Consider the following 23,890-nt stretch of genomic DNA (forward strand, 5'->3'; position numbering starts at 1 on the left):
ACGTGGCCCGGATCACAGCGGCGAGTCGACGCGGTTGGCAGGGCATACCGTGGCGATTCGGACCTTGTCAGTGCCACCCCCTAACCTTTCTCCCATGACCACGACCGCCGAACCGACCCGACCCGCTCGGGGGCCAGCCGCCGACGAGGGGCTGGCCAGGCGGTTGCGCGCGCTCGCCTGCACCGCGCCGCTGCACGATCTGGACAGCCGCAAGGCCAACCTGGCGGGCGAGTACGCGGTCTACGGCATGGCCGAGGTCGCCCTCGCCGCGATCGACCTGGTCACCCTGCAGATGGACTTCGACACCGGCGCCGACCGCGACCAGGTGCTGGCCCGGCTGCAGCCCCGGGTCGCCGCCCAGGCACCGGACCGGCCCTGGACCGAGCACGAACGGGTCGCCCGCTGGGTGCTGGAGTCCCTGCTCAACGTCGGCAGCGTGGACCGCGGCTTCCGCGCCGTCTACGGCACCTTCGGCCCGGACGGCGCCTATGTCCGCCGTGACTACGACTTCAAGCTGATCGAGGAGGTCCCCGGCCCGGACGGCGGGGTCTACCTGCGCACCACCGACGAGGCCGTCAACGTCCTGGTGGGCGCCCTGGACACGGACGTCACCAGCGCCCAGATCGCCGCCGAGGTCAAGCTGGAGGTGCTGATCCGCCGGGGCCGGCTGGCCGACGCGCAGCTCGCCGCCGAACAGGCCCGCTACCGCACCGTGCAGTTCGCCGAGACGCTGCGCCGCGCGCTGGAGGCCACCCGGCGCAACGTCCGCGCCGTGGACTGGATGGAGGCCGTCCCCGACCTCATCGCCGAGGCCCTGGAGCACATCTCCGACCGCTACCGGCACGAGAACGCCATCCTCACCAACATCCGCCGCGCCCGCGACGAGGCCGAGCCCAACACCGCCGAGGGCGCCGAGCACAAGCGCCGGGCCGCCGAGCTGGTCGACATCGTCAAGGACTGCATCCGCCGGCACACCCAGCTGCAGACCCGGCTGCTGGAGGCCGGTCCGCTGTTCCGCGCCGAGCAGGACCGGCAGGCCTTCGCCGCGCCCAGCGCGCGCGCCGGGCTCGACCTCTACGGCCAGGTGCTCGCTCCGCTGCTGCCGCTGGCGCTGGAACGCGCCACCCGGGTCACCGACGCGTTCTTCGGCCACGCCATAGGGCTGCGCACCCCTTCCTCGGTGCGGATCACCGACCTGGTGGACGTGCTGCTGACGCCCCCGGTCGAACGCGAGCACCTGGGCGCGGAGCTGCCCGAGCCGGACCTGGTGGACACCCCGGACGACAGTCGCTTCTCCGAGGCCCAGCTGGACGTCGCGCACGAGTTGCTGGACCTGCCGCCGGACGCCCCGCGCCGGCTCTCCGGCCTGCTCGCCGAGGCCCGCCGCCGCGATCCCGAACTCCCCTACCTGGTCGCGCTGCTGGCGGTGCACGCGGCCAGCCCCTCGGTCGGCACCGCGTACCGCCAGGGCGAGGAGCGGCTGCTCTTCGCGGTGGACGACGGCACCCGCCTGGAGGACCCGGAGTTCGGCGGTGCCGACCTGATCGTCGGCAGCGCCCTGCTCGATGCCGTCGGCATGGCCGCGGACCGGGCGGAGGTCGCATGAGCAAGCGGGCAACCAGTGACTACCCAGGGGCGCGGGGAACTGCGCTGCCAACCATGCACCGTCGTAGCGGGTTGTTCGCGCAGTTCCTCGCGCCCCTGCGTCGTGCATGCGAGCCGTCCGTTGAACAGGAGCACCGCCGATGACCCCGTACGACGACGTGGAGCATCCCTCTCCGCCGCAGGCCGCTGCGGTCACCCCCGGTGACGTCGCCGACGCCTCGCGGCTGGTGTCGTTCGGGCTGCAGCCCAAGCTGCTGCCGGCCCGTGACGCCGAGTACGCGGAGCTGGTGCGGCGGTACCGCGACGACACCGCCTTCGCACGGCTCGCGGACGCGGTGGCGACCGGCCTCGGGCTGATCGTGCTGGAGGTGTCGGCCCGGGCCGGGATGGCCGTCGCCGCGGCCGAGGACTCCGTCTTCGCGGTCCGCCTCGGTGACTACTCGCGCCGCGCCGCCTCCGAGTCCACCGACCGCTTCCTGCACGGTCTCGCCCACCTCGCGGTGGCGGCTCTGGCGTTCCCCCGTCCGGAGGACCTCGCCGACGAGGGCTACCTCGGCCGGCTCACCGTCAACGGCGTGGACGCCTTCGTCCGGCAGGTCTGCCGCCGGCTGGAGGAGCAGGCCGACGCCGAGGGCGACAACACCGACCCGGTCAGCGACGCCCCCGGGCTTGAGGCCGCCTGGCGGGTCTACACCCGCCGCAGCGCCACCGGCGCCACCAAGGACGCCCGCCGTCTCTCCGGCTCCACCATCGGCATCGTCGGCAAGGCCATGGCCTTCCTGGTCGACTCCGGCTTTCTGCAGAAGACCTCGGACGACTCCGGCGGTACCTTCCGCACCACCGCCCGCTACCAGCTCCAGGTCCGCGACCTGGCCGGCAGCGCGGCGATGGCCGAGCTGCTCGCCCTGGGCGTGGTCCCGGTCAGCGACGGCAGCGCCACCCTGCTGCCGCCCGACCCCACCGAGGAACTGGTCGCCGACGCCGGCCTGCCCTTCCACACCTCCTGAACCGCCCGGAAACCCCCGAACCATCCCGCAACCCCAACCCCCATCCCTTCACCAGCACGGAGATCTGACGCCCCATGTACGAGCTCAACCGGGTCCGCCTGTACTCCATCGGCCCTGCCGGTGCGCGGTACGCCGACACCGTGCTCGACCTGAGCGACGTCGGTGAGGCCGTGCCGGAGCCCGCGCCGCGCCAGCCCGGGTTCTTCGACGAGGAGCAGACCGGCCCGGCCCGCCGCCCGGCCCCGGCCGGGGTGCTCTTCCTGGAGAACGGCGGCGGCAAGTCGGTGCTGCTGAAGCTGATCTTCTCGGTGATGCTGCCCGGCCACCGCAACACCCTCGGCGGCGCCAGCTCCGGCGTGCTGCGCAAGTTCCTGCTCGCCGACGACTGCGGGCATGTCGCGCTGGAGTGGCAGCACACGCTGACCGGCGAGACGGTGGTCGTCGGCAAGGTCAGCGAGTGGCGCGGGCGCCAGGTCTCCACCGACCCGCGCAAGTTCGCCGAGGCCTGGTACTCCTTCCGGCCCGGCCCCGGCCTCAGCCTGGACGGCCTCCCGGTCGCCGCCCGCGGCGAGCTGCTCCCGGCTCCCGGCCAGGACGCCCCCAAGGTGACGGCCCGGGGCCGCCGCCGCACCATGAAGGGCTTCCGGGACGCCCTCACCGAGGCCGCCAAGGCCTACCCGGAGCTGGACCTGACCTGGGAAGAGGGCCACGACCGCTGGATCGAGCACCTCGGCGGCCTCGGCCTGGACCCCGAACTCTTCCGCTACCAGCGCGAGATGAACGCCGACGAGGGCGAGGCCGCCGGCCTGTTCGCGGTGAAGAACGACACCGACTTCACCGACCTGCTGCTGCGGGCCGTGACCGACACCCGCGACACCGACGGCCTGGCCGACCTGGTGCACGGCTTCGCCGCCAAGCTCGGCCGCCGCGCCGAGCTCACCGCCGAACGCGACTTCACCGCCGGCTCGCTGGAGTTGCTGCACCGGATCGCCGAGGCCGGCACCGCCCGCGAGACGGTCCGCGAGACCCACCGCGCCGCCGAGCGCCGTACCCGCCGGCTCGCCCGGACGCTGGCCGCCCGCGCCGTGGTCGAGCGTGACCGCGCCCGTGGCCTGGCCGAGCAGGTCGCCGAGGCCGCCAACACGGTCGCCGACGCCGAGGACGCGCGCAGCCGGCAGTCGCTGATCACCGCCGAACTGACGCACCGCCACGCCAGCCTCGCCCTCGCCGCAGCCACCGGCACCGCCGCCGGGCTGCGCCGGGAGCTGCTGGATGCGCGGACCCTGCACGCCGCCTGGCAGGCCACCGAGCTGGTGCTGCGGCACCGGGCCGCCGCCGACCGCTCGGCCCGGGTCTCCGGCGCGATCCGCGAGGCCGAGCGCGACGCCGCCCCCGCCCTGGCCGCCCGGACCAGGGCGGCCCGGGCCCTGGTCGGCGCGCTGGAGGCGGCCGCCGGTGCCGCCGAGGTGCAGGCCGACGCCGAGGAGCAGCGCGCCGACACGCTGCAGGCCGAGGGCGAGGCGGCCCGCCGCGACGGCCTCGCCGCCGCCACCGCCGCGCAGAAGGGCCGCAGCGAGTCCGAGCACCTGCGCCAGCGTCTGGCCGAGGTCGAGCAGGAGACCCAGGCGGCGGTGCGCTCCGGCTGGATCGACGCCGGCAACGGTGCCCCGGACGCGGAGTCGATCGACCCGGCCCGTGCCGCGCTGGACGCCGCCGACGCCGAGAAGGACGCCACCGCCGCCTGGGACCAGGCCCGCGCGTCCGCGGACCGCTCCGCCGCCCGGGCCCGCGAGTCCGCGGCCCTGGGCAACCGCACCGAGCTGGCCGCCGCCCGCGCCAGCGACGCCCTCGCCGCCACCGAGACCGCGCTCGGCGCCGAACGCGACGCGGCCGCGCACCTCGCCGCAGAGCCCCGTACCGCCGAGTTGCTCGGGCTGTCCGCCGACGAGCTGACCCCGGACGTCCTGGACCGCTCCGCCGAGACGCTGCGGGAACTGCTGGACGAGTCCGTGACCGCCGCCGAACGCACGCTGTTCGAGCTGCGCACGGCCGCCGCCGCCGACTCCCGGGTGCTGGCCGCGCTGGGCGACGGCGGCCTGCTGCCGCCCGGACCCGACGTCCTGGCGACGGTGGAGTACCTCGGTGAGCACGGCGTGCCGGCCCTGCCCGGCTGGCGCTACCTGGCCCAGTCGGTCGACCCGGTCGACCACGACCGCATCCTCGACGCCAGGCCGCAGCTGGTCGACGGCGTGATCGTCACCGATCCGGCCGCGCTCCTGCGGGCCCGGGAGATCCTCTCCGCCGCCGCGCTGCTGCCGCGTTCCGCCGTCGCCGTCGGTACCGCCGCCGCGCTGCTCGGCCCGGTCCGCGAGGAGCCGGGGACCGACACCGGCCTGTTCCTGGTGCCGCCGAACCCGGCCATGCACGACGAGAACGCCGCTGACGAGGAGCGCCGGCAGCTCCGCGACCGGGCTTCGGCCCGGGACGAGCAGATCCGGTCGCTCGCCGCCCGCCTCGGCGCGGACCGGCTGGTCGGCGGGCGGCTGGCGTCCTGGCGCGGCCGCTGCCCGGCCGGGCACCTGGCCGCGCTCGCCGCCGACGCCCAGGCCGCCCGTGCCGCAGCTGAGCTGGCCATCGCCGAGCTTGCCACCGCCCGCTCCGAGCACCGCGAGGCCGAGGCCGAGCTGGCCGAGGCGGCCCGGCTGCGCGACGAGCGCGGCGAGGCCGCCCAGCAGGCCCGCCGCCGCGCGGACGCGCTCGCCGGGCTGGCCTTCCGGCTGCGCGAGCGTGCCAACTGGACCGGTCGGCTGCGCGAGCTCAGCGACGAGACCGCCCAGGCCGAGCAGCGCCAGCAGCAGTGCACCGACCGGGCCCAGGCCGTGGAAGAGGACCGCCGCGCCGCCCAGCGCGCCGCCGACGACGCCCGCCGCACGGTCCGCGCGCTGCGCGCCGAACGCGCCGAACTCCCCAGCAGCGACTTTCAGGACGCCGACTTTCAGGACGCCGACGTCCAGGGCATCAACGCCCACGACGCCGGCCTCCCCGGGGGTGTCGACGCCGCCCGGCCCCGGGCCTCACTGCCCGCCCTGCGCGAGGCACACCGCGCCGCCTCCCAGCTGTACGAACAGGTCGGCGTCGGCGCCGACCTGCGCGCCGAGCAGGCCAGGGCCGAGGGTGACGAGACCGCCGCCCGGGCCGAGCTGGACCGGCTCACCAACAAGGTCCGCTCCCGCGCCGAGGAACTGCTGTCCAGCCCCGACGGGGCGGACGGCCCCGGCCGCCAGGCCGCCGCGGCCCGCGCCGAGGACCTGGTGCAGACCATCGAGACCCGCGCCTCCACCGCCAGCGAGCACCTCGGCCGACTCCGCGGCGAGGCCGAACGCAGCGCCCCGGTGACCGGCGAGGCGCACACCGAACTCCCGGACGAGCTGGTCCCCGCCGACCCGGAGCACGCCCAGGCCCTGCTGCGCACCGCCACCGCCGAACTCGACCGCCGCACCGACCTGCTGACGGCCAGCCGGTCCGCGCACGGCCAGCTGCAGCGCACGCTGGACTCCACCCAGCACGCCGCCGCCGAGTTCGACGAGACCGCGGCCCAGCTCCGCGACGGTCTGCGCGATCCGGCCGCCGTCCCGGACCAGGAGGACGAGCAGCCCACCCCGTACCCCGGCACGCTCGCCGAGGGCCGCCAGGCCGCCGCCGACACCCGGCGCACCCTGCGCGCCGCCGGCGCCGAGCTGGGCGCCGCCGAACTCGCGGTCCGCGACGCCTCCGACGCGCTGGTCCGGCACGCCAACGCCACCCGCTTCGAGGCCGTCCGCACCCCGGCCCGGCAGCAGATCCGCGAGCTGCCCGCCGCCGCGCTGCCCGACCATGCGGCCGCCTGGGCCGCCGCCTTCGGCCCCCGGCTGCGGGTGCTCACCGACGAGCTCGAACAGCTGGAACGCAACCGCGACGGCATCGTCGACCGGCTGCGCGGACTGGTCGAGTCCTCGCTGGCGACCCTGCGCGCGGCGCAGCGGCTCTCCCGGCTGCCCGAGGGCCTGGGGGAGTGGTCCGGACAGGAGTTCCTCCGGATCCGCTTCGAGGACCCGGACCACTCCGCCCTCACCGAACGCCTCGGCGAGGTCATCGACGAGGCCACCCGCGTCGCGGTCCGCCGCGGCGGACCGACCGCGGCGCCCAGCAGTGACTGGAACCGCCGCGACGGCATGTCGCTGCTGCTGCGCGGCGTGCACGCGGCGCTGCAGCCCAAGGGCGTCGCCGTGGAGATCCTCAAGCCGGACGCGGTGCTGCGCGCCGAACGCGTGTCCGTCAGCCAGATGTCGGACGTCTTCTCCGGCGGCCAGCTGCTCACCGCCGCCATCGCGCTGTACTGCACGATGGCCGCGCTACGCGCCAACGACCGGGGTCAGGCCCGACTCGCCCACGCCGGGACGCTGTTCCTGGACAACCCGATCGGGCGCGCCAACGCCACGTACCTGATCGAGCTGCAGCGGGCGGTCGCCTCCGCGCTCGGCGTCCAGCTGATCTACACCACCGGCCTGCTGGACGCCAATGCTCTGGCGGAGTTCCCGCTGATCATCCGGCTGCGCAACGACGCGGACCTGCGCGCCGGGCTCAAGTACATCTCGGTGGAGGAGCATCTGCGTCCGGGCCTGCCCACCATCGACCCCGACGACACCGACATCCAGGGTGCCGTCACCGCCACCCGGATGTTCCGCCGCCCCGCCCCCGACCCCGCCTGACGCTCCCGCGCCGCCCGGCCCGCGTCGTCCGGCCCGCTGCGCGGCGGCGTCAGCGGGGGGCGCGGCGGCGCTGGGCGTCGTCCTGGGCGGCGATGACCAGATCCAGCAGGAACCAGGTGGTGACGAAGATCCCCACGCCGGTGGCGGCCAGTGCCGCGACCGTGAATCCGGTGTGGCCCAACGACCCGACCACCGTGAACATCAGCGCGTTCACGGTGTAGGCGAGGCTCATCACCACCCGCACCCGTGCCCGACGCGATCGGTCGGACACCCGCCGTCGCACCCGTTCCACCACCGCAGCCCCCGGTCCTCTCCTGCCCGCGCCCCTGGAAAGCCTGCCCCGCCCGCATCCCATCATTCCGCCCGGCGCGGGACGGGACGCCGGCGGGGCGGGGCGACTGTTCGTCACCCCACCCCGCCGGCCTGCCCGGTGGCGTGCCCGGGCCCTGCTCGAAGCCCTGCTCCGGGCCCTGCCCGGATGCGCCGTCAGCCGACCGGATGCGCTGCCAGGAACGCCTCGACCTCGGCCCGCACCTCGGGCGTGTCCAGGCCGCGCACCACCATCGTGGTGCGCCGGCGCAGCACGTCGTCGGTGGTGTAGGCCCACTCCTGCGCGGCGGCGTAGGCGACCTGGGCCCAGACGTCGGGTCCGTCGGCGTGGATCGGGCGGCCCAGCTCGGGGTTCTCCGCGATCAGCTGGGCGATCTCGAAGGACAGCGTGCCGTAGTGGGTGGCCAGGTTGCGCGCCACCAGCGGGTCCATCCGGGTGCCCGGCTCGCGGTCGACCAGCAGCCGGTGCGCGACCGCGTTGGGGCTGCCGACGCCGGGCAGCGGCACGGTGCGCGGGATGGCCGAGATGTCCTCCGCCAGGCCGGTGCCGGGGGTGTGCGCGAGCTTCTCCAGCACGACCCGGCCGATGTGGCGGTAGGTGGTCCACTTGCCGCCGGCGACCGAGAGCATGCCGCCGCGGCCCTCGGTGACCACGGTCTCGCGCTTGGCCGCAGCCGTCTCGCCGGGACCGCCGGGCAGCACCCGCAGGCCGGCGAAGGAGTAGGTGACCAGGTCGCGGTCCAGGTGCTCGTCCTTGATGGCGTGTCCGGCCTCGGACATGATCTGGTCGATGTCGGCCTCGGTGGCGCGGACGTCGGCGGGGTCGCCGGTGTACTCCTCGTCGGTGGTGCCGAGCAGGACGTGGTCCTCCCACGGGATGGCGAAGGAGACCCGGTACTTGTCGATCGGGATGGTCAGCGCCGCGTGCCACGGGGCACGGCGCTTGACCACCACGTGGGCGCCCTTGGAGAGCCGGATGCTGGGGGCGGAGCCGGCGTCCTCCATGGTGCGCAGGTGGTCCACCCACGGTCCGGTGGCGTTGAGCACCAGCCGGGCGTTGACGCCGAACTCGGTGCCGTCGAGCCGGTCGCGCAGCTCCGCGCCGGTCACCCGCCCCCCCGTGAAGCGCAGCCCGGTGACCTCGGCGTGGTTGAGCACCACCGCGCCGGAGTCGACCGCGGCGCGCACCGTCATCACGGCGACCCGGGAGTCGTTCATCTGGTGGTCGCCGTAGACGGCGACCGAGCGCAGGCCCTCGGTCTTCAGCGCGGGGACCTGCTGGGAGGCGTGCGCGGCGGTGGAGACCCGGCCCATGCCGTCGCGGAACGCGGACAGCGCCGAGTAGAGGAACACGCCGGCGCCGAGCTTGGGGGCGCTGTGCGGGCCGCCCTTGTACACCGGGACGAAGAAGGTGAGCGGGTTGACCAGGTGCGGGGCGACGTCGGTGGCCAGCGCGCGGCGCTCCTTGTGGTTCTCCGCGACCAGCTTGACGGCGCCGGTCTGCAGGTAGCGCAGCCCGCCGTGGACGAGTTTGGAGGAGGCGCTGGAGGTGGCCCCGGCGAAGTCGCCGGCGTCGACCATGGCGACCCTCAGCCCGGACTGGGCGGCGGTCCAGGCGACCGCCGTGCCGAGGATGCCGCCGCCGATGACCAGCAGGTCGTAGGTGGCGCTGCTGAGCAGGTGGCGGGACTGCGCTCGGCTGCCGGTGTGGTTGGCGCCCAGGGTCGGGATGGTGTTCATCAGCGTGTGTGCCGGCAGGCCGCGTTCGTGGCGCGGGGCCTGCCGTCTCCTCTCACAAAGGGGGTGTGCCAGGGGTGGGGGGAGGGGCGTCGCGCGTCGGCGCCCCTCCCGCCGTCGGTCAGGACTCGGGCTGGTCCTCCTCGATCCAGCCCATGGTCCGCTCGACGGCCTTCAGCCAGTTCTTGTACTCGCGGTCGCGGGTGGCCTGGTCCATGCGCGGGGTCCACTCGGCGGCGCGGTGCCAGTTGGCGCGCAGGGTGTCCAGGTCGGGCCAGAAGCCGACGGCGAGACCGGCCGCGTAGGCGGCGCCGAGCGCGGTGGTCTCGGCGACGTACGGGCGCTCGACCGGGGCGTCCAGGACGTCCGCGATGTTCTGCATCAGCAGGTTGTTGCTGGTCATGCCGCCGTCGACCTTGAGCGCGGTCAGCGTGACGCCGGAGTCCTTGGCCATGGCGTCGACGACCTCGCGGGTCTGCCAGGCGGTCGCCTCCAGCACCGCGCGGGCCAGGTGGCCCTTGGTGACGTAGCGGGTCAGGCCGGTGATCACGCCGCGGGCGTCGGAGCGCCAGTACGGGGCGAACAGGCCGGAGAAGGCGGGGACGATGTAGGCGCCGCCGTTGTCCTCCACGGTCGAGGCCAGGGTCTCGATCTCGGCGGCGGTGGAGATGATGCCGAGCTGGTCCCGCAGCCACTGCACCAGCGAGCCGGTGACCGCGATGGAGCCCTCCAGGGCGTAGACCGGCTTCTCGTTGCCGATCCGGTAGCCGACCGTGGTCAGCAGCCCGGCGTACGAGTTGACCGCCTTCTCACCGGTGTTCAGCAGCAGGAAGGTGCCGGTGCCGTAGGTGCTCTTGGCCTCGCCCTCGTTGAAGCAGGTCTGCCCGAACAGCGCGGCCTGCTGGTCACCCAGCGCGGAGGCGACCGGCACGCCGTCCAGGACGCCGACGGCGGTGCCGTAGACCTCGGCGGAGGAGCGGATCTCCGGCAGCACCGCGAGCGGCACGCCCATCGACTCCGCGATCTTCTCGTCCCACTCCAGGGTGTGCAGGTTCATCAGCATGGTGCGCGAGGCGTTGGTGACGTCGGTGACGTGCCGGCCGCCGTCGGGCCCGCCGGTCAGGTTCCAGATCACCCAGGTGTCCATGGTGCCGAACAGGATGTCGCCGGCCTCGGCACGCTCACGCAGGCCCTCGACGTTGTCCAGCAGCCAGCGGATCTTCGGCCCGGCGAAGTAACTGGCCAGCGGCAGCCCGGTCTCGCGGCGGAAGCGGTCCTGGCCGACGTTGCGGCCCAGTTCCTTGCACAGCGCCTCGGTGCGGGTGTCCTGCCACACGATGGCGTTGTGGACCGGCACGCCGGTGTGCTTGTCCCACAGGATGGTGGTCTCGCGCTGGTTGGTGATCCCGATCGCGCGAATGTCCTCCTTGGCCAGGTTCGCCTTCCCCAGCGCGCTGGCCAGCACCGACTGGACCCGGGTCCAGATCTCGGCGCCGTCGTGCTCGACCCAGCCGGGCTGGGGGAAGATCTGGCTGTGCTCCTGCTGGTCGACGGCGACGATGCGGCCGTCCGCTCCGAAGATGATGCAGCGGCTGGAGGTGGTGCCCTGGTCGATCGCGGCGATGAACTGGCCGCCATTGGACAGTGTGGTCACGGCTGGAGTCCTCTGGGGAGTGGGGTGCGGACAGGGGATGAGGCGGGGTGGTGACGACTACACAATCAGAAGGCGACGTTGTAGAGGAGACCCGCGAGCGCTCCGCCGATGAGCGGGCCGGCCACCGGGATCCAGGCGTAACTCCAGTCGGAGCTGCCCTTGTTGGGTATCGGCAGCAGCGAGTGGACGATGCGCGGGCCGAGGTCGCGGACCGGGTTGATCGCGTAGCCGGTCGGGCCGCCGAGCGAGAAGCCGATGCCGACCACTGCCAGCGCGGTGATGAGCACGCCCATCCCGGACAGACCGAGCCCGGGGGTCAGGCCCTCGGTGAGGATCATGATGCACAGCACCAGGGTGCCGATGATCTCGGTGACCAGGTTCTGCACGGGGTTACGGATCTCCGGCCCGGTCGAGAAGATGCCCAGCGTGGGCTCCTCGTTGGCCTGGAACTGTCCCAGGTAGGTGATCCAGACCAGGAACGCGCCGAGCATCGCGCCGACGATCTGACCGGCGAGGTAGACCGGGACGTGGCTCCACTGGCCGGTCTTCACGGCGATGGCCAGGGTGACGGCCGGGTTGAGGTGGGCGCCCGAGAGCGAGGACGACACATACGCCGCGATCATGACGGCGAAGCCCCAGCCGAAGGCGATGGCGACCCAGCCGGCGCCATGGGCCTTGGACTTCTTGAGCGTCACCGCGGCGCAGACGCCGCCGCCGAGCAGGATCAGCAGCGCAGTGCCGATGAGCTCGCCTACGAAGATGTGGCCGTTGGACACAACGACTCCTTTGTCCGTGCCCTGTGGGTGGGGGAGGGCGCCTGACGCGGTTCCAATGAACGATGTTCGACATTGTCGACCGCCATGCGGCAGTTTTCCCCTCTGTGGGGCCGTACGTCAAGACCGTCATGCGCAATCGTTATAAGCGCTGGGAAACATCACCATAGGCTGACAAATCGCCCATGCGCAGCAGTGTGCGGGGCTGATGAATGTGCCTCAGGCGGGGCGCCGCCGTCGCGCTGTGCGAGCACGGGGGCCGGCGGGAGTGTTGATGCGGGTGATCGGTGGCGGTGTCGGTGGGGCGTCAGAACCGCGAGGCGCCGAGGTCCCGGGAGATCGCCCGGGCGGCCTCGCGGACCGACACGACGAGCTCCGGCCTGACCACTCCGGCCTCGCAGACCCGCTCCACCGCGCCGCTGATGCAGACCGCGCCCACCGGGTTGCGCCGGCGGTCCTGGATCAGCGCGCCGATCGAGGCCACGCCCTCCCAGGTCTCCTCCACGGCGGCGCTCCAGCCGCGCTCGCGGGTCAGCGCGGACTCCTCGTCGATGGCGGCGATGTCGGTGAGGGTCCGCGAGGTGAATCGCTCGGGCTCGTGTTCGTCGAGCTCGCCGCGCGCCACCGGGTCGTGGGCCAGCAGCACCTTGCCCAGCGCGGTGCTGTGCAGCGGCTGCATGCTGCCGACCTCCAGCACCTGCCGGGTGTCGTCGGGGCGGAAGACGTGATGGACGATCAGCACGCCGTGCTGGTGCAGCACGCCGAGGTACACGGTCTCGCCGCTGGCCCGCGCCAGATCGTCGGCCCAGACCAGCGCCCGGGCCCGCAATTCGTGCACATCCAGGTAGCTCTGTCCCAGCCGCAGCATCTCCGCTCCGAGCTGGTACTTTCCGCTCTCCCCGTCCTGCTCGACGAAGCCCTCCTGCTGCAGCGTGCGCAGGATGCCGTGGGCGGTGCCCTTGGCCAGGCCCAGCGAGGCGGCCACCTCGGACAGGCCGAGCCGACGCTCGCCTCCGGCGAGCAGCCGCAGGATGGCCGCTGCGCGCTCAAGCGACTGGATCGGGCCGGGCATCGCACACCTCCGCAGGGATACGGTCGACAATGCAGAACACCTAATGGTTATGTCGACCGCTAACTCTTCTTCCCAGAGTGTGCCAGTCCTGCGCCCGCCACTCCATCCGGACCGGGCGAACGGCCGGGAGAACCACCCCAACCAGGCTCAAATCACACCCCCGGCGTCGGCCACGCCCGCAGCGCCGCCGCGAGAGCGGCGATCTGCTCGGGGCCGACCCTGCAGCAGCCGCCCACCAGCCGGGCCCCGGCCGCGACCCACTCCGCGACCCGGGACGGGGTGAAGGTGGGCCGCCCCGTCCACCGGCGTGCCCGTGGGTCCCAGCCCTCGCCGCTGTTGGGGTAGACCACGACCGGCTTCCCGGTCACCGAGGCGGCCAGTTCCACCGCCTCGCCGGCCTGCTCCGGCGCGCAGCAGTTCACCCCCACCGCGAGCACCTGGTCATTGCCGCAGGCCAGCGCGAAGGCCTGCTCCAGCGGCTGCCCGGCCCGGGTCAGCCCGTCGGCGACGCTGTAGGAGAGCCAGACCGGAACCGGCAGACCGTCCACCGCCCGCAGCAGCGCCTCCGCCTCGTCGATGTCCGGGACCGTCTCCAGCGCCAGCACGTCGGGTCCGGCCGAGGCCAGTACCTCCACCCGGGGCCGGTGGAACCGCGCCAGCTCGGCGACGCTCAGCCCGTACCGTCCCCGATACTCCGAGCCGTCCGCCAGCGTCGCGCCGTAGGGGCCGACCGACGCGGCCACCCAGCCGTCGGGACGGGCCGCGCGGGCCAGCCGGACGCTGCGCCGCAGCAGTTCCTCCGTCCCGGCGTGGCCGATCCCGACGCGGGCGAATCCCTCGAAGCCGGCCTGATAGCTCGCGGTGATCGCCACCCGGGCACCGGCCTCGGCGTAGGCGCGGTGTGCGGCGGCCACCGCCTCGGGCGCGTCCGCGAGCAGCCGCGCCGACCACAGCGCGTCGGCCAGGTCGTACCCGGCCGCCTCCAGCTGGTTCGACATCCCGCCGTCGAGGACGACGACCCCTTCGTCGAGGGCGGCCGCCAGAGATTCCGTCACCACCCCATTGTCCGGCCGGCCCGGCCCGTCCGAACGCCTGGGCGGACGGACGGGCCGGGCCGGCCGGACGGTTCGGGTCGGTCAGCCCGCGGTGACACCGAGGCGGGCGCCGCCGTCGACCGGGAGCACCACGCCGGTGGTGTAGGTGTTCTCCACCAGGAAGGCGATCGCGTGGGCGACCTCCTCGGGACGCCCCACGCGTCCCACCGCGGTGCCTGCGCCCGCGCCGTCCAGGGTCTGCTGCCGCGCCTCGGCCGGGACCCAGTCCCACCACGGGGTGTCGATCACGCCGGGGGAGACCGCGTTCACCCGGCGCGGGGCCAGCTCCGCCGCCAGGATCCGGGCGGCGGTCTCGACGCCCGCGTTCGAGGAGGCCAGCACCACCAGGCCGGGCGCACTCAGCTGCGAACTGACCGCTCCGAGCAGGGTGACCGAGCCGTCCGCCCGCAGCGTGCCCAGGGCCGCCTTCACCGAGAGCAGCTGCGGGATCAGCTTGCCCTCGTTGTGCCGGCGCAGCTCCGCCGGGGTGAGGTCGAGCAGCGAGGTCACCCCGCCGTTGGCGGTGAGGGTGACCACCAGGTGGTCGAACGGGCCGACCCCGGCGAAGAACTCCGCGAGCTGCCCCTCGTCGCTCGCGTCCACGGTCCGGCCCTGCGCCGCCCCGTCCAGGTGCTTCAGTGCCAGTTCCAGCCGCTCCGCGCTGCGGCCGGCGACGACCACCTCGCAGCCGCGGCCGAGCAGCAGCTCCGCCGTGGCCAGGCCGATGCCGGAGGTACCGCCGATGATCACTACGCGCTCAGACATGAGTGAAGCTCCCCGTCCCTTTCGGCGACCCCTTTCGAGTCACCGTGCCTCGATTATGTAACGAGACACCGTGACTTGTAAAGCCGGTACAGTGCCGCCATGACTTCCCCCGATCCGGAGGCCGCCGGCAGAGCCGTCGGCCGACCGCGCAGCGACAGCGCCCGCCGCGCCATCCTGGACGCCGCCACCTCCCTCGCGATCCGCGACGGCTATGCCGCCGTCACCATCAAGGGCATCGCGGAGACGGCGGGCGTCGGCCGGCAGACCGTCTACCGCTGGTGGCCCACCCGGGGGGCGGTCTTCCTGGAGGCGCTGGGTGAGGTCGGCGCCGGACTCGGGCTGCCGGAGCCGACCGGCGATCCCTGGGCCGACCTGCGCGACTTCCTGGACCGCAGCTTCGCGCTGGCGGCCAAGCCGCCGGTGGCCGGCGTCCTGCTCGGCGTCACCGCCGACTCGGTCGCCGATGCCGACCTCGACCGGACCCGGCGCGCCTACATCGCCACCCGCCGCGCCCTGCTCCGTACCGCACTGGAGCGCTGCGGCTCGGACTGGGTGGTGTCGCTGGACACCGTGGTCGACATGGTCTACGGCGCCATGTGGTACCGGCTGATGAACGAACACGGGCCGGTGGGGCCGGAGTTGACGGCTGAGGTGCTGATTGTGCTGGACAGTCTCGGGGGCCGGCGGTAACTTGTTCTCAGAGCGAGAAATTCTCGCCAAGAGAACAACTCATCGACCGACGGGGACGGTGCACGATGGCAGCCGAGGGCGCGGAAGGCCGGCCGGGCGAGCAGGCCTGGCTGGCACAGTACGACCCTCGCGCCTTCCCGCCGGTCGCGGTGACGGTCGACATCGTCGTGCTGACGCTGCGCCAGAACCGGCTGCACGTACTGCTGGTGGAGCGGGCCGCGCCGCCGTACCAGCACTGCTGGGCCCTGCCCGGCGGATTCGTCCGCGCCGGACAGGAGGACCTCGACCAGGCCGCGGCACGCGAACTCGCCGAGGAGACCGGCGTCGACACCGCCGCGCTGAGCCGGGTCCACCTGGAACAGCTGGGCAGCTACGGCACACCCGGGCGTGACCCCAGGATGCACATCGTCTCCATCGCCTATCTCGCCTTCGCCCCCGACCTGCCCGACCCGCAGGCGGGCAGCGACGCGGCCCGGGCGTCCTGGACGCCCGTCGCCGCCCTCGGCCCGGCCGCCGGACCCCACAGGGGAGGGCCCGGCGGCCCGGCCGTGGACCACGACCCGGTCCCGGACCAGCCGCTCCAGCTGGCCTTCGACCACGCCCGGATCCTCGCCGACGCCCTGGACCGGGCCTGCTCCAAGCTGGAGTACACCCCGCTCGCCACCGCCTTCCTCGGCCCCGAGTTCACCATCGCCGACCTGCGCGCCGTCTACGAGGAGATCTGGGGGGAGCCGCTGCACGCCGGCAACTTCCACCGCAAGATCCTCTCCGTCCCCGGCTTCGTCGAGAGCACCGGCCGCACCTCCCCGCACGCCCGCGGCCGCGGCGGCCCCAAGCCCCAGCTCTACCGCGCCGGCGACGCCCGGCTGCTGCACCCGGCACTGCTCCGCCCCGATCGCGAGGAGGGCGGCGCCGCCGTCAGCTGATCCGGCCGGCCGCACCCCGATCGCCACGGCCTTCCCCGGCCCCGCACCTTCCGCCCGATGCACCTGCCCGACCCGCCCACCGGCCAGGCCCGTCCCGACACGACGCCGCGGACTCCCCGCCAAGGCCGGCACGCCAAGGAGTGAAGCCATGGGAAGCGGACACTGGTCCACCAACGTGTACGACGCCGCCGAGAACCTCCGCGCGGCCACCGGCAGCGACGCCTTCGACTACACCAGCCGGGCCCGGCGCGGCGACCGCTCGCACTGGACCGCCCACCCCTCGCTCGACCCCCGGGGGCTGACCCTGCGGGAGAGCCGCGACTCCGAGGAGCACCCCGCCTCGCTCGCCATCGCCGTCCTCTTCGACGTCACCGGCTCCATGCAGACCGTGCCGAGGATCCTGCAGACCAAGCTCCCGGAGCTGTTCGGCCTGCTGCTCCGCAAGGGCTACACCCAGCACCCGCAGATCCTCTTCGGCGCGGTCGGCGACGCCACCTGCGACCGGGTCCCGCTGCAGCTCGGCCAGTTCGAGTCGGACAACCGGATGGACGACCACCTCGGCAACATCTTCCTGGAGGGCGGCGGGGGCGGTCAGATGACCGAGTCCTACGAGCTCGCCATGTACGCCATGGCCCGGCACTCCTCGCTGGACTGCCACGAGAAGCGCGGACGCCGCGGTTACCTCTTCCTGATCGGGGACGAGATGCCCTACGGCAAGGTCAAGGCGAAGGAGGTCCGCGCGGTCATCGGAGACCATCTGCAGGCCGACATCCCGCTCACCGCGCTGATCCCGGAACTCCAGCACCGCTACGACGTCTACTTCATCCTCCCGGCCGGGGCCTCGCACGCCGGCAACCCCAAGGTGCTCGCCACCTGGCGCGCACTGCTCGGCCAGAACGTCATCGAGCTGGACGACCTCGGCGCCGTCTGCGAGACCATCGCGCTCACCGTCGGTCTCGGCGAGGAGGCCATCGACCTGCAGGAAGGTCTCAGCGACCTCGCCGACGTCGGCTCCACCGCCACCGCGTCCGTCGGCAGGGCCCTCGCCGGAGTCGCCCGCCGCCGCAGCACCGGCGCGGTCGGCACCACCTCCCCGCGGTACGAGGCCCCGGACGGCCGCCTGGGCTACGACCCGAGGTGACCGCCCCGACGCCGACGAACCCGACGCCGACGAACCCGACGCCGACCGCCGCGACGGTGACGGTGCCGACCGCCCCCGCCCCCACCCGGGCCGACGCGCTGCCCGAGCACACCATCGTGGTCGACCTCGGCTACGGCGACGCCGGCAAGGGGACCGTGGTCGACCACCTCTGCCGCAGCCGCGACGTCCACACCGTGGTCCGCTTCAACGGCGGCGCCCAGGCCGCGCACAACGTGGTCACCCCGGGCGGCCGCCACCACACCTTCGCCCAGTTCGGCTCCGGCACGCTCGCGCCGGGCCGGCACGGCCGCGGCGTGCGCACCCACCTCTCCCGCTTCATGCTCGTCGACCTGCTCGCCCTCACCGCCGAGGCCGCCTGGCTGCGCACCGCCCTCGGCGTCCCCGACCCGCTCGGCGGCCTCACCGTCGACCGCCGCGCCCTGCTCACCACGCCCTACCACGCCGCCGCCAACCGGCTGCGCGAAACCGCCAGGGGCGGCGCCCGGCACGGATCCTGCGGCATGGGCGTGGGGGAGACCGCCGAGTACGCCCTGCGCCACCCCGACGACGCCCCGACCGTCGGCGACTGCGCCTCGCCGACCCGGCTCCGCGCCGTCCTCACCCGGCTCAGGGACCGGCTCACCGCCGACCTCGGCCTGCGCGTCCCGCCGGGTCCGCCGCCCGGCGAGGTCGCCGACGCCTACCGCGCCATCGGCGCCCGGCTCACCCTCACCGGCGACGACCACCTCCGCCGCCTGCTGCGGCAGGGCCGGGTGGTCTTCGAGGGCGCCCAGGGCGTCCTGCTGGACGAGTGGCACGGCTTCCACCCCTACACCACCTGGTCCACCACCACCTTCGACAACGCCGAGACCCTCCTCGCCGAAGCCGGCGCCGATGCCCGCCCCGCCCTGCGGCTCGGCGTGCTGCGCAGCTACACCACCCGGCACGGCCCCGGCCCGCTGGTGACGGAGGACCGGCGACTCACCGTCCCCGAACCGCACAACGGCAGCGGAGCCTGGCAGGGCGGCTTCCGCCTCGGCCACTTCGACGCCGTCGCGCACCGCTACGCGCTGGCGGCCTGCGGCGGCGCCGACGCCCTCGCCCTCACCCACCTGGACGCCCCGGCCCGGCATCCCTCGCTCGGGCTCTGCGAGAGCTACCAGCTCGACGGCGCCACGCTGACCGACCTCCCCACCGCCGTCCCCGGCGACCTCGCCCGGCAGGCCCGGCTGACCGAGCGCCTGCTCCGGGCCCGTCCCGGCCGGATCCGCACCCTGCCCGCGGACCCGGCAGCCTGGACCGAGGCCGTCGCCGACACCCTGCGCACCCCGGTGCTGCTGGAGTCCCACGGCCCACGGTCCGGCGACAAGCTGCTGCACCACCACGCCGCCCCGACCAGGCAACTACTGGCGTAACGGTCGTTCACATGGCAGATTCCTGCGTGGCAACGACGCCGGACGCCGGAGGACAGTCACCGATGAGCAGCACCGACCAGCAGCAGCCCACCCCGCTCTGGCAGCCCGACCCGGCGCTGGCCGCCGGCACCCGGATCGTCCGCTTCCAGCAGTGGGCCGCCCAGCAGTACGGCGCGCCCACCGGCGACTACGCGGAGCTGCACGCCTGGTCCGTGAACAACCTCGACACCTTCTGGACCGCCGTCGCCGACTGGTTCGACGTCCGCTTCAGCACCCCGCCCAGCGCCGCGCTGGCCGATTCGGCGATGCCCGGCGCCGTCTGGTTCCCCGGGGCGAGCCTCAACTACGCCGAGCACGCCCTGCGCCACGGCGAGGTGGACGCCCACGCCGACCAGCCCGCGATCCTGCACCTGGACGAGAGCGGCGCCGACCCGCAGGTCCTCACCTGGGCCGAACTCCGGCTGCAGGTCGGCGCGCTGGCCGCCGAACTGCGCCGGCTCGGGGTCCGCCCCGGCGACCGGGTCAGCGCCTACGTCCCCAACGTCCCGCAGGCCGCCGTCGCCCTGCTCGCCACCGCCGCCGTCGGCGCCATCTGGACCTCCTGCGCCCCCGACTTCGGCGCCCGCAGCGTCCTCGACCGCTTCCAGCAGCTGGAGCCGGTCGTCCTCTTCGCCGTCGACGGCTACCGGTACGGGGGCAAGGAGCACGACCGCACCGGCATCGTCGCCGAGCTGCGCCGCGAACTCCCCTCGCTGCGCCACGTGGTGCACATCCCGCTGCTCGGCACCCCGGCCCCCGAAGGCGCGCTGGCCTGGGACGACCTCCTGGCCGGGAAGCAGCAGCCGGTCTTCGAACAGGTCCCCTTCGACCACCCGCTCTGGGTGCTGTACTCCTCCGGTACCACCGGCCTGCCCAAGGCCATCGTCCAGGGCCACGGCGGCATCGTCGTCGAACACCTGAAGCAGGCCGGACTGCACCTCGACCTCGGCCCGGAGGACCGCTTCTTCTGGTACACCTCCACCGGCTGGATGATGTGGAACTTCCTGCTCGCCGGACTGCTGGTCGGAGCGAGCATCGTGACGTACGACGGCAGCCCCGGCTACCCGGACACCGCCGCGCAGTGGCGCATCGCCGAACGCGCCCGGGTCACCGTGTTCGGGACCTCCGCCGCCTACGTGTCCGCCTGCGCCAAGGCCGACCTGCACCCGGCCCGGGACCTCGACCTCTCCCGGCTGCGCGCGATCGGCACCACCGGCTCCCCGCTGCCGCCGGACGGCTTCCGCTGGATCTACGACCGGGTCAGCCCCGACATCTGGCTCGCCTCCGTCAGCGGCGGCACCGACCTCTGCAGCTGCTTCGTCGGCGGCGTCCCCACCCTCCCGGTCTATCTCGGCGAGATCCAGGCCCCCAGCCTCGGTGCCGCGGTCGAGTCCTGGGACGTCAACGGCAAGCCGCTGACCGGCGAGGTCGGCGAACTCGTCTGCACCAGGCCGATCCCGTCCATGCCGCTGCGCTTCTGGAACGACCCGGACGGCACCCGCTACCACGACAGCTACTTCGACACCTACCCCGGCGTCTGGCGCCACGGCGACTGGATCACGGTCACCCCGCGCGGCAGCGTGATCATCCACGGCCGCTCCGACTCCACCCTCAACCGCCAGGGCGTCCGGATGGGCTCCGCGGACATCTACGAGGTCGTGGAACGGCTGCCGGAGATCCGCGAGTCCCTGGTCATCGGCCTGGAGCAGCCGGACGGCGGCTACTGGATGCCGCTCTTCGTGGTCCTCGCCGACGGCGCCGTCCTGGACGACGCCCTGCGCACGGCGGTGGCGTCGGCACTGCGCGAACAGCTCTCCCCGCGCCACGTGCCGGACGAGGTCATCGCCGTCCCGGCCCTGCCGCACACGCTGACCGGCAAGCGCCTGGAGGTCCCGATCAAGCGGATCCTCTCCGGCACCCCGCTCGCCCAGGCCGTCAACCCGGGCTCCCTGGACAACCCCGACGCCCTCGCCCCCTTCCTCAGGCTGGCCCGATAGCCACCCCACCCGAGGCAGCCGCCGCGCCGCCCGCCGACCAGCGCCGCCCGCCGATCCGCGCCGGCGGCGGATCCCGTCCCGGGACGGCCGCCGGCACGGAGTCAGGACTACTCGCCGGACAGCACCTGGTGCGCGGCGGCCCGCGCCTCGTCCGCACTGTCCTGAGCCCGCGCTGCCGCAGCCGCCCGCCGGCACTGCGCGAGGGTGTACTTCGCCAGCGTCGCCCGCACGTAGGGGATCGAGGCAGCGCCCATCGACAGGCTGGTCACGCCGAGCCCGGTCAGCACGCAGGCCAGCATCGGATCGGCCGCCGCCTCCCCGCAGACGCCGCAGCTCTTGTCCTTCAGCGCCGCGGCCTCCGCCGCCATCGCGATCAGGTCGAGCAGCGCGGGCTGCCACGGATCCTGCAGCCGGGCCACCGCACCCACCTGCCGGTCGGCCGCGAAGGTGTACTGCGCCAGGTCGTTCGTCCCCAGCGACAGGAACTCGACCTCCTGGAGGATCGACCGGGCCCGAAGCGCTGCCGAGGGGATCTCCACCATCGCGCCGAACTTGGCGTCGAGACCGGCCTCGCGGCAGGCGTCGGCGAACGCCTTCGCATCCGCCCGGTCGGCCACCATCGGCGCCATCACCTCCAGGTACACCGGCAGCCCGGTCGCCGCCCGGGTCAGCGCCCGCAGCTGCGTCCGGAGCACCTCGGGATGCTCCAGCAGACTGCGCAGCCCGCGTACCCCCAGCGCGGGGTTGGGCTCGTCGGCCGGCGTCAGGAAGTCGAGAGGCTTGTCCGCACCCGCGTCCAGCACCCGCACCACGACCCGGCCCTCGGGAAAGGCCTCCAGCACCGTGCGGTAGGCCTGGTACTGGGACTCCTCCGAGGGCGCCTTCGCCGAGTCGTCCAAGCTGTGCTTCTCAAAGAACAAAAATTCGGTACGGAACAGCCCGACGCCCTCCGCCCCGGCCTCGACCGCCGCCGGTACGTCGGCGGGGCCGCCGATGTTGGCGAGCAGCGGCACCCGGTGCCCGTCCGAGGTCCGGCCCGGCCCGCTGGACGCCGTCAGCGCGGCCCTGCGCTCGGCCGCGACCCGCCGCAGTTCCGCCTGGGTCTCCTCGGACGGGTTGACCAGGACGTCGCCGGTGCTGCCGTCGACCGCGACCACCACGCCCTCGGGCATGCCCGTCGCCCCCGGCGTGGCCACCACGGCCGGCACGCCCAGCGCCCGGGCGAGGATCGCGCTGTGGCTGGTCGGCCCGCCCTCCTCGGTGACGAAGCCCAGCACCAGCGTCGGATCCAGCAGCGCCGTGTCGGCCGGGGCGAGATCCCGCGCGAACAGGACGTACGGCTCGTCGCTGTCCGGCACACCCGGCATCGGCACGCCCATCAGCCGTGCCACGATCCGATTGCGCACGTCGTCCAGGTCTGCGACCCGACCGGCCAGGTAGTCACCGGCGTTCGCCAGCAACGCCCGGTACGCGGCGAACGCGTCGTAGACGGCGCGCTCGGCCGTGCTGCCCACGGCGATCCGCCGCTCGACGTCGGCCATCAGCTCGGGGTCCAGTGCCATCAGTGCCTGCGCGTCCAGCACGGCCTGGGCCTCGCCACCGGCCAGGTTGCCGCGCGCCTGCAGATCGGCGGCGACCGCCTCCACCGCCCGCCGGGCCCGCGCCTGCTCGCGCGGCGCCTCCTCGGTCGGGGTCTGCTGCGCCGGAGGCTCCAGCACCGCCGTACCCATGTGCCGGACCTGTCCGATCGCGACCCCGTGGCTCACGCCCACGCCGCGCAGCGTCTCTGTCATCTCACCGGTCTCCGCTTGGGGTGTGCGGCCTTCGGGGGCCGCTCGAATCCGTCGTATCACGCAGGCGTCCGCACCGTTGGAACGCTGCGGAACCCGGGCTGCCTTCCGGGGCTGTTCCGGTGGGCGTCACTTCCAGGTGAAGAGGGTGCCGCCGGCGGCGACCGTCCCGTCGTCCTGGATGTCGCCCAGCTGATCCGCCGTCGCCTCCAGGGCCACCACCGGGCAGATCGGTGACTTGCCGGCGGCCTCGACGGCCGAAGGGTCCCAGCGGATCACCGGCTGGCCGCGCTTCACGCGGTCGCCCTTGGCCACCAGCAGCTCGAAGCCCTGCCCGTTGAGCTGGACGGTGTCGATGCCCAGGTGGGTGAGGACGCCATGGCCCTCGTCGTCGATGACGACATAGGCGTGCGGGTGCATGGACACGATGATCCCGTCGACCGGCGCCACCGCCGCACCGGGCCCGCGCACCGGGTCGATCGCGGTGCCCGGGCCCACCATCGCGCCGGAGAAGACCGGGTCCGGTACCGCGGCCAGGCCGATCAGGCGACCGGTCAGGGGGGACGTCACTGTCGTCATGCTCGTGTCTCCAATGCGGCGTCACATCTGGCGTGAGGATCAGCCTAAATCAAGTCAAGTTAGGACACTTCGCCACAGTGCAGACAGGCCCAGGCGCTGGACCGTCGCTCGACGACGGACCCTTGCCCGCGACCTGGCCGGCGGTGACGCGGTCGGTGCGCAAGTGGTCTAGTCCACTTGCCCGCTCGAACTCTACGTCATCCGGATGGAGTCCTTCCGGTGCGTGTCGGTTTGCCCGTCGGTGCGGCCCGATGTACCGTTGGGCTCCTGCCCGCCACAACCGCAACGGATGTGGCACGTCTGCAGAGCATCGATTTCGGACACGCAAGAAATTGCGCTACGGTTTGTGCCTGCCTTCGCAGTCTTGCATTTCGGCTGGGGCAGCCCGAATTCGACCGGGAACGGACCACTGAAAAGGTCTGCTAAGCTCGATAACGAAGGAAGCGCCCGGAGGGGCCGGTGAAACGGTCTCGAAGGAAGCGTCCGCTCCTTGAGAACTCAACAGCGTGCCAAAAGTCAACGCCAGAT

The 23,890-nt window shown here is 73.6% G+C and carries 17 protein-coding genes; 8 read left to right on the forward strand and 9 right to left on the reverse strand.

All coding sequences use genetic code 11. The features are described 5' to 3' along the window. Positions 1–94: 94 nt before the first annotated feature. From ABH925_RS22535 to ABH925_RS22545, 3 genes are all read left to right on the forward strand, one after another. On the forward strand, positions 95–1,606 hold the full coding sequence (locus ABH925_RS22535) for a hypothetical protein (RefSeq protein WP_370150578.1): 1,512 nt from the start codon (positions 95–97) through the stop codon (positions 1,604–1,606). A gap of 139 nt (positions 1,607–1,745) precedes the next feature. Further along, positions 1,746–2,612 carry a hypothetical protein gene (locus ABH925_RS22540; RefSeq protein WP_370150580.1) on the forward strand — a complete coding sequence of 289 codons (867 nt, stop codon included), beginning with the start codon at positions 1,746–1,748 and terminating at the stop codon, positions 2,610–2,612. Between the two features lie 74 nt (positions 2,613–2,686). Continuing rightward, entirely contained in the window at positions 2,687–7,360 is a 4,674-nt protein-coding gene (locus ABH925_RS22545) for a hypothetical protein (RefSeq protein ID WP_370150582.1), read from the forward strand. Positions 7,361–7,409: 49 nt separating this feature from the next. Here ABH925_RS22545 and ABH925_RS22550 read toward each other — a convergent pair whose 3' ends face one another. From ABH925_RS22550 to ABH925_RS22580, 7 genes are all read right to left on the reverse strand, one after another. Next, positions 7,410–7,592 (reverse strand): hypothetical protein, encoded by a 183-nt coding sequence (locus ABH925_RS22550; RefSeq protein ID WP_370150584.1) that lies wholly within the window; start codon positions 7,590–7,592, stop codon positions 7,410–7,412. Between the two features lie 254 nt (positions 7,593–7,846). Beyond that, positions 7,847–9,430 carry an FAD-dependent oxidoreductase gene (locus ABH925_RS22555; protein WP_370150586.1) on the reverse strand — a complete coding sequence of 528 codons (1,584 nt, stop codon included), beginning with the start codon at positions 9,428–9,430 and terminating at the stop codon, positions 7,847–7,849. 118 nt (positions 9,431–9,548) lie between these two features. Beyond that, positions 9,549–11,081 (reverse strand): glycerol kinase GlpK, encoded by a 1,533-nt coding sequence (gene glpK / locus ABH925_RS22560; RefSeq protein ID WP_370150588.1) that lies wholly within the window; start codon positions 11,079–11,081, stop codon positions 9,549–9,551. Between the two features lie 65 nt (positions 11,082–11,146). Then, on the reverse strand, positions 11,147–11,857 hold the full coding sequence (locus ABH925_RS22565) for an MIP/aquaporin family protein (protein ID WP_370150589.1): 711 nt from the start codon (positions 11,855–11,857) through the stop codon (positions 11,147–11,149). Between the two features lie 304 nt (positions 11,858–12,161). Continuing rightward, the gene (locus ABH925_RS22570; RefSeq protein WP_370150591.1) at positions 12,162–12,926 is read right to left on the reverse strand and encodes an IclR family transcriptional regulator; all 765 of its coding nucleotides are present in this window, start codon (positions 12,924–12,926) and stop codon (positions 12,162–12,164) included. 152 nt (positions 12,927–13,078) lie between these two features. Then, on the reverse strand, positions 13,079–13,924 hold the full coding sequence (gene mmuM, locus ABH925_RS22575) for a homocysteine S-methyltransferase (protein ID WP_370150612.1): 846 nt from the start codon (positions 13,922–13,924) through the stop codon (positions 13,079–13,081). Positions 13,925–14,062: 138 nt separating this feature from the next. Then, positions 14,063–14,785, reverse strand: coding sequence for an SDR family oxidoreductase (locus tag ABH925_RS22580; RefSeq protein ID WP_370150592.1), 723 nt, complete (start codon positions 14,783–14,785; stop codon positions 14,063–14,065). A gap of 99 nt (positions 14,786–14,884) precedes the next feature. Between ABH925_RS22580 and ABH925_RS22585 the strand changes: the two genes are divergently transcribed. The 5 genes from ABH925_RS22585 to ABH925_RS22605 all read left to right on the forward strand — a co-directional run bounded on the left by ABH925_RS22585 (position 14,885) and on the right by ABH925_RS22605 (position 20,993). After that, a complete protein-coding gene (locus ABH925_RS22585; RefSeq protein WP_370150593.1) occupies positions 14,885–15,475 on the forward strand; it encodes a TetR/AcrR family transcriptional regulator in 591 nt (196 codons plus the stop codon). Positions 15,476–15,540: 65 nt separating this feature from the next. Further along, the gene (locus ABH925_RS22590; protein ID WP_370150594.1) at positions 15,541–16,401 is read left to right on the forward strand and encodes an NUDIX domain-containing protein; all 861 of its coding nucleotides are present in this window, start codon (positions 15,541–15,543) and stop codon (positions 16,399–16,401) included. A 148-nt stretch (positions 16,402–16,549) separates the two neighbouring features. Next, a complete protein-coding gene (locus ABH925_RS22595) occupies positions 16,550–17,542 on the forward strand; it encodes a hypothetical protein (RefSeq protein ID WP_370150595.1) in 993 nt (330 codons plus the stop codon). Continuing rightward, the gene (locus ABH925_RS22600; protein WP_370150596.1) at positions 17,539–18,957 is read left to right on the forward strand and encodes an adenylosuccinate synthetase; all 1,419 of its coding nucleotides are present in this window, start codon (positions 17,539–17,541) and stop codon (positions 18,955–18,957) included. The genes ABH925_RS22595 and ABH925_RS22600 overlap by 4 nt, the downstream gene beginning before the upstream one ends. A 62-nt stretch (positions 18,958–19,019) precedes the next feature. Beyond that, on the forward strand, positions 19,020–20,993 hold the full coding sequence (locus ABH925_RS22605; protein WP_370150597.1) for an acetoacetate--CoA ligase: 1,974 nt from the start codon (positions 19,020–19,022) through the stop codon (positions 20,991–20,993). 107 nt (positions 20,994–21,100) lie between these two features. On the opposite strand, the gene ptsP is transcribed toward ABH925_RS22605, so the two are convergent. Together ptsP and ABH925_RS22615 are read right to left on the reverse strand one after the other, a co-directional pair. Further along, positions 21,101–22,786, reverse strand: a complete 1,686-nt coding sequence (gene ptsP / locus ABH925_RS22610) for a phosphoenolpyruvate--protein phosphotransferase (protein ID WP_370150598.1) — start codon at positions 22,784–22,786, stop codon at positions 21,101–21,103. A 126-nt stretch (positions 22,787–22,912) separates the two neighbouring features. Next, a complete protein-coding gene (locus ABH925_RS22615; RefSeq protein ID WP_370150599.1) occupies positions 22,913–23,362 on the reverse strand; it encodes a PTS glucose transporter subunit IIA in 450 nt (149 codons plus the stop codon). Positions 23,363–23,890 lie beyond the last annotated feature (528 nt).

It is taken from the genome of Streptacidiphilus sp. EB129 (assembly GCF_041262645.1).
GTDB lineage: Bacteria > Actinomycetota > Actinomycetes > Streptomycetales > Streptomycetaceae > Streptacidiphilus.

Coding starts and splice junctions, on each gene's coding strand:
- ABH925_RS22535 (WP_370150578.1), top strand. CDS start 95: ATGACCACGACCGCCGAACCGACCCGACCCGCTCGGGGGCCAGCCGCC.
- ABH925_RS22540 (WP_370150580.1), top strand. CDS start 1,746: ATGACCCCGTACGACGACGTGGAGCATCCCTCTCCGCCGCAGGCCGCT.
- ABH925_RS22545 (WP_370150582.1), top strand. CDS start 2,687: ATGTACGAGCTCAACCGGGTCCGCCTGTACTCCATCGGCCCTGCCGGT.
- ABH925_RS22550 (WP_370150584.1), bottom strand. CDS start 7,592: ATGAGCCTCGCCTACACCGTGAACGCGCTGATGTTCACGGTGGTCGGG.
- ABH925_RS22555 (WP_370150586.1), bottom strand. CDS start 9,430: ATGAACACCATCCCGACCCTGGGCGCCAACCACACCGGCAGCCGAGCG.
- ABH925_RS22570 (WP_370150591.1), bottom strand. CDS start 12,926: ATGCCCGGCCCGATCCAGTCGCTTGAGCGCGCAGCGGCCATCCTGCGG.
- mmuM (WP_370150612.1), bottom strand. CDS start 13,924: ATGTCGAACCAGCTGGAGGCGGCCGGGTACGACCTGGCCGACGCGCTG.
- ABH925_RS22580 (WP_370150592.1), bottom strand. CDS start 14,785: ATGTCTGAGCGCGTAGTGATCATCGGCGGTACCTCCGGCATCGGCCTG.
- ABH925_RS22585 (WP_370150593.1), top strand. CDS start 14,885: ATGACTTCCCCCGATCCGGAGGCCGCCGGCAGAGCCGTCGGCCGACCG.
- ABH925_RS22590 (WP_370150594.1), top strand. CDS start 15,541: ATGGCAGCCGAGGGCGCGGAAGGCCGGCCGGGCGAGCAGGCCTGGCTG.
- ABH925_RS22595 (WP_370150595.1), top strand. CDS start 16,550: ATGGGAAGCGGACACTGGTCCACCAACGTGTACGACGCCGCCGAGAAC.
- ABH925_RS22605 (WP_370150597.1), top strand. CDS start 19,020: ATGAGCAGCACCGACCAGCAGCAGCCCACCCCGCTCTGGCAGCCCGAC.
- ptsP (WP_370150598.1), bottom strand. CDS start 22,786: ATGACAGAGACGCTGCGCGGCGTGGGCGTGAGCCACGGGGTCGCGATC.
- ABH925_RS22615 (WP_370150599.1), bottom strand. CDS start 23,362: ATGACGACAGTGACGTCCCCCCTGACCGGTCGCCTGATCGGCCTGGCC.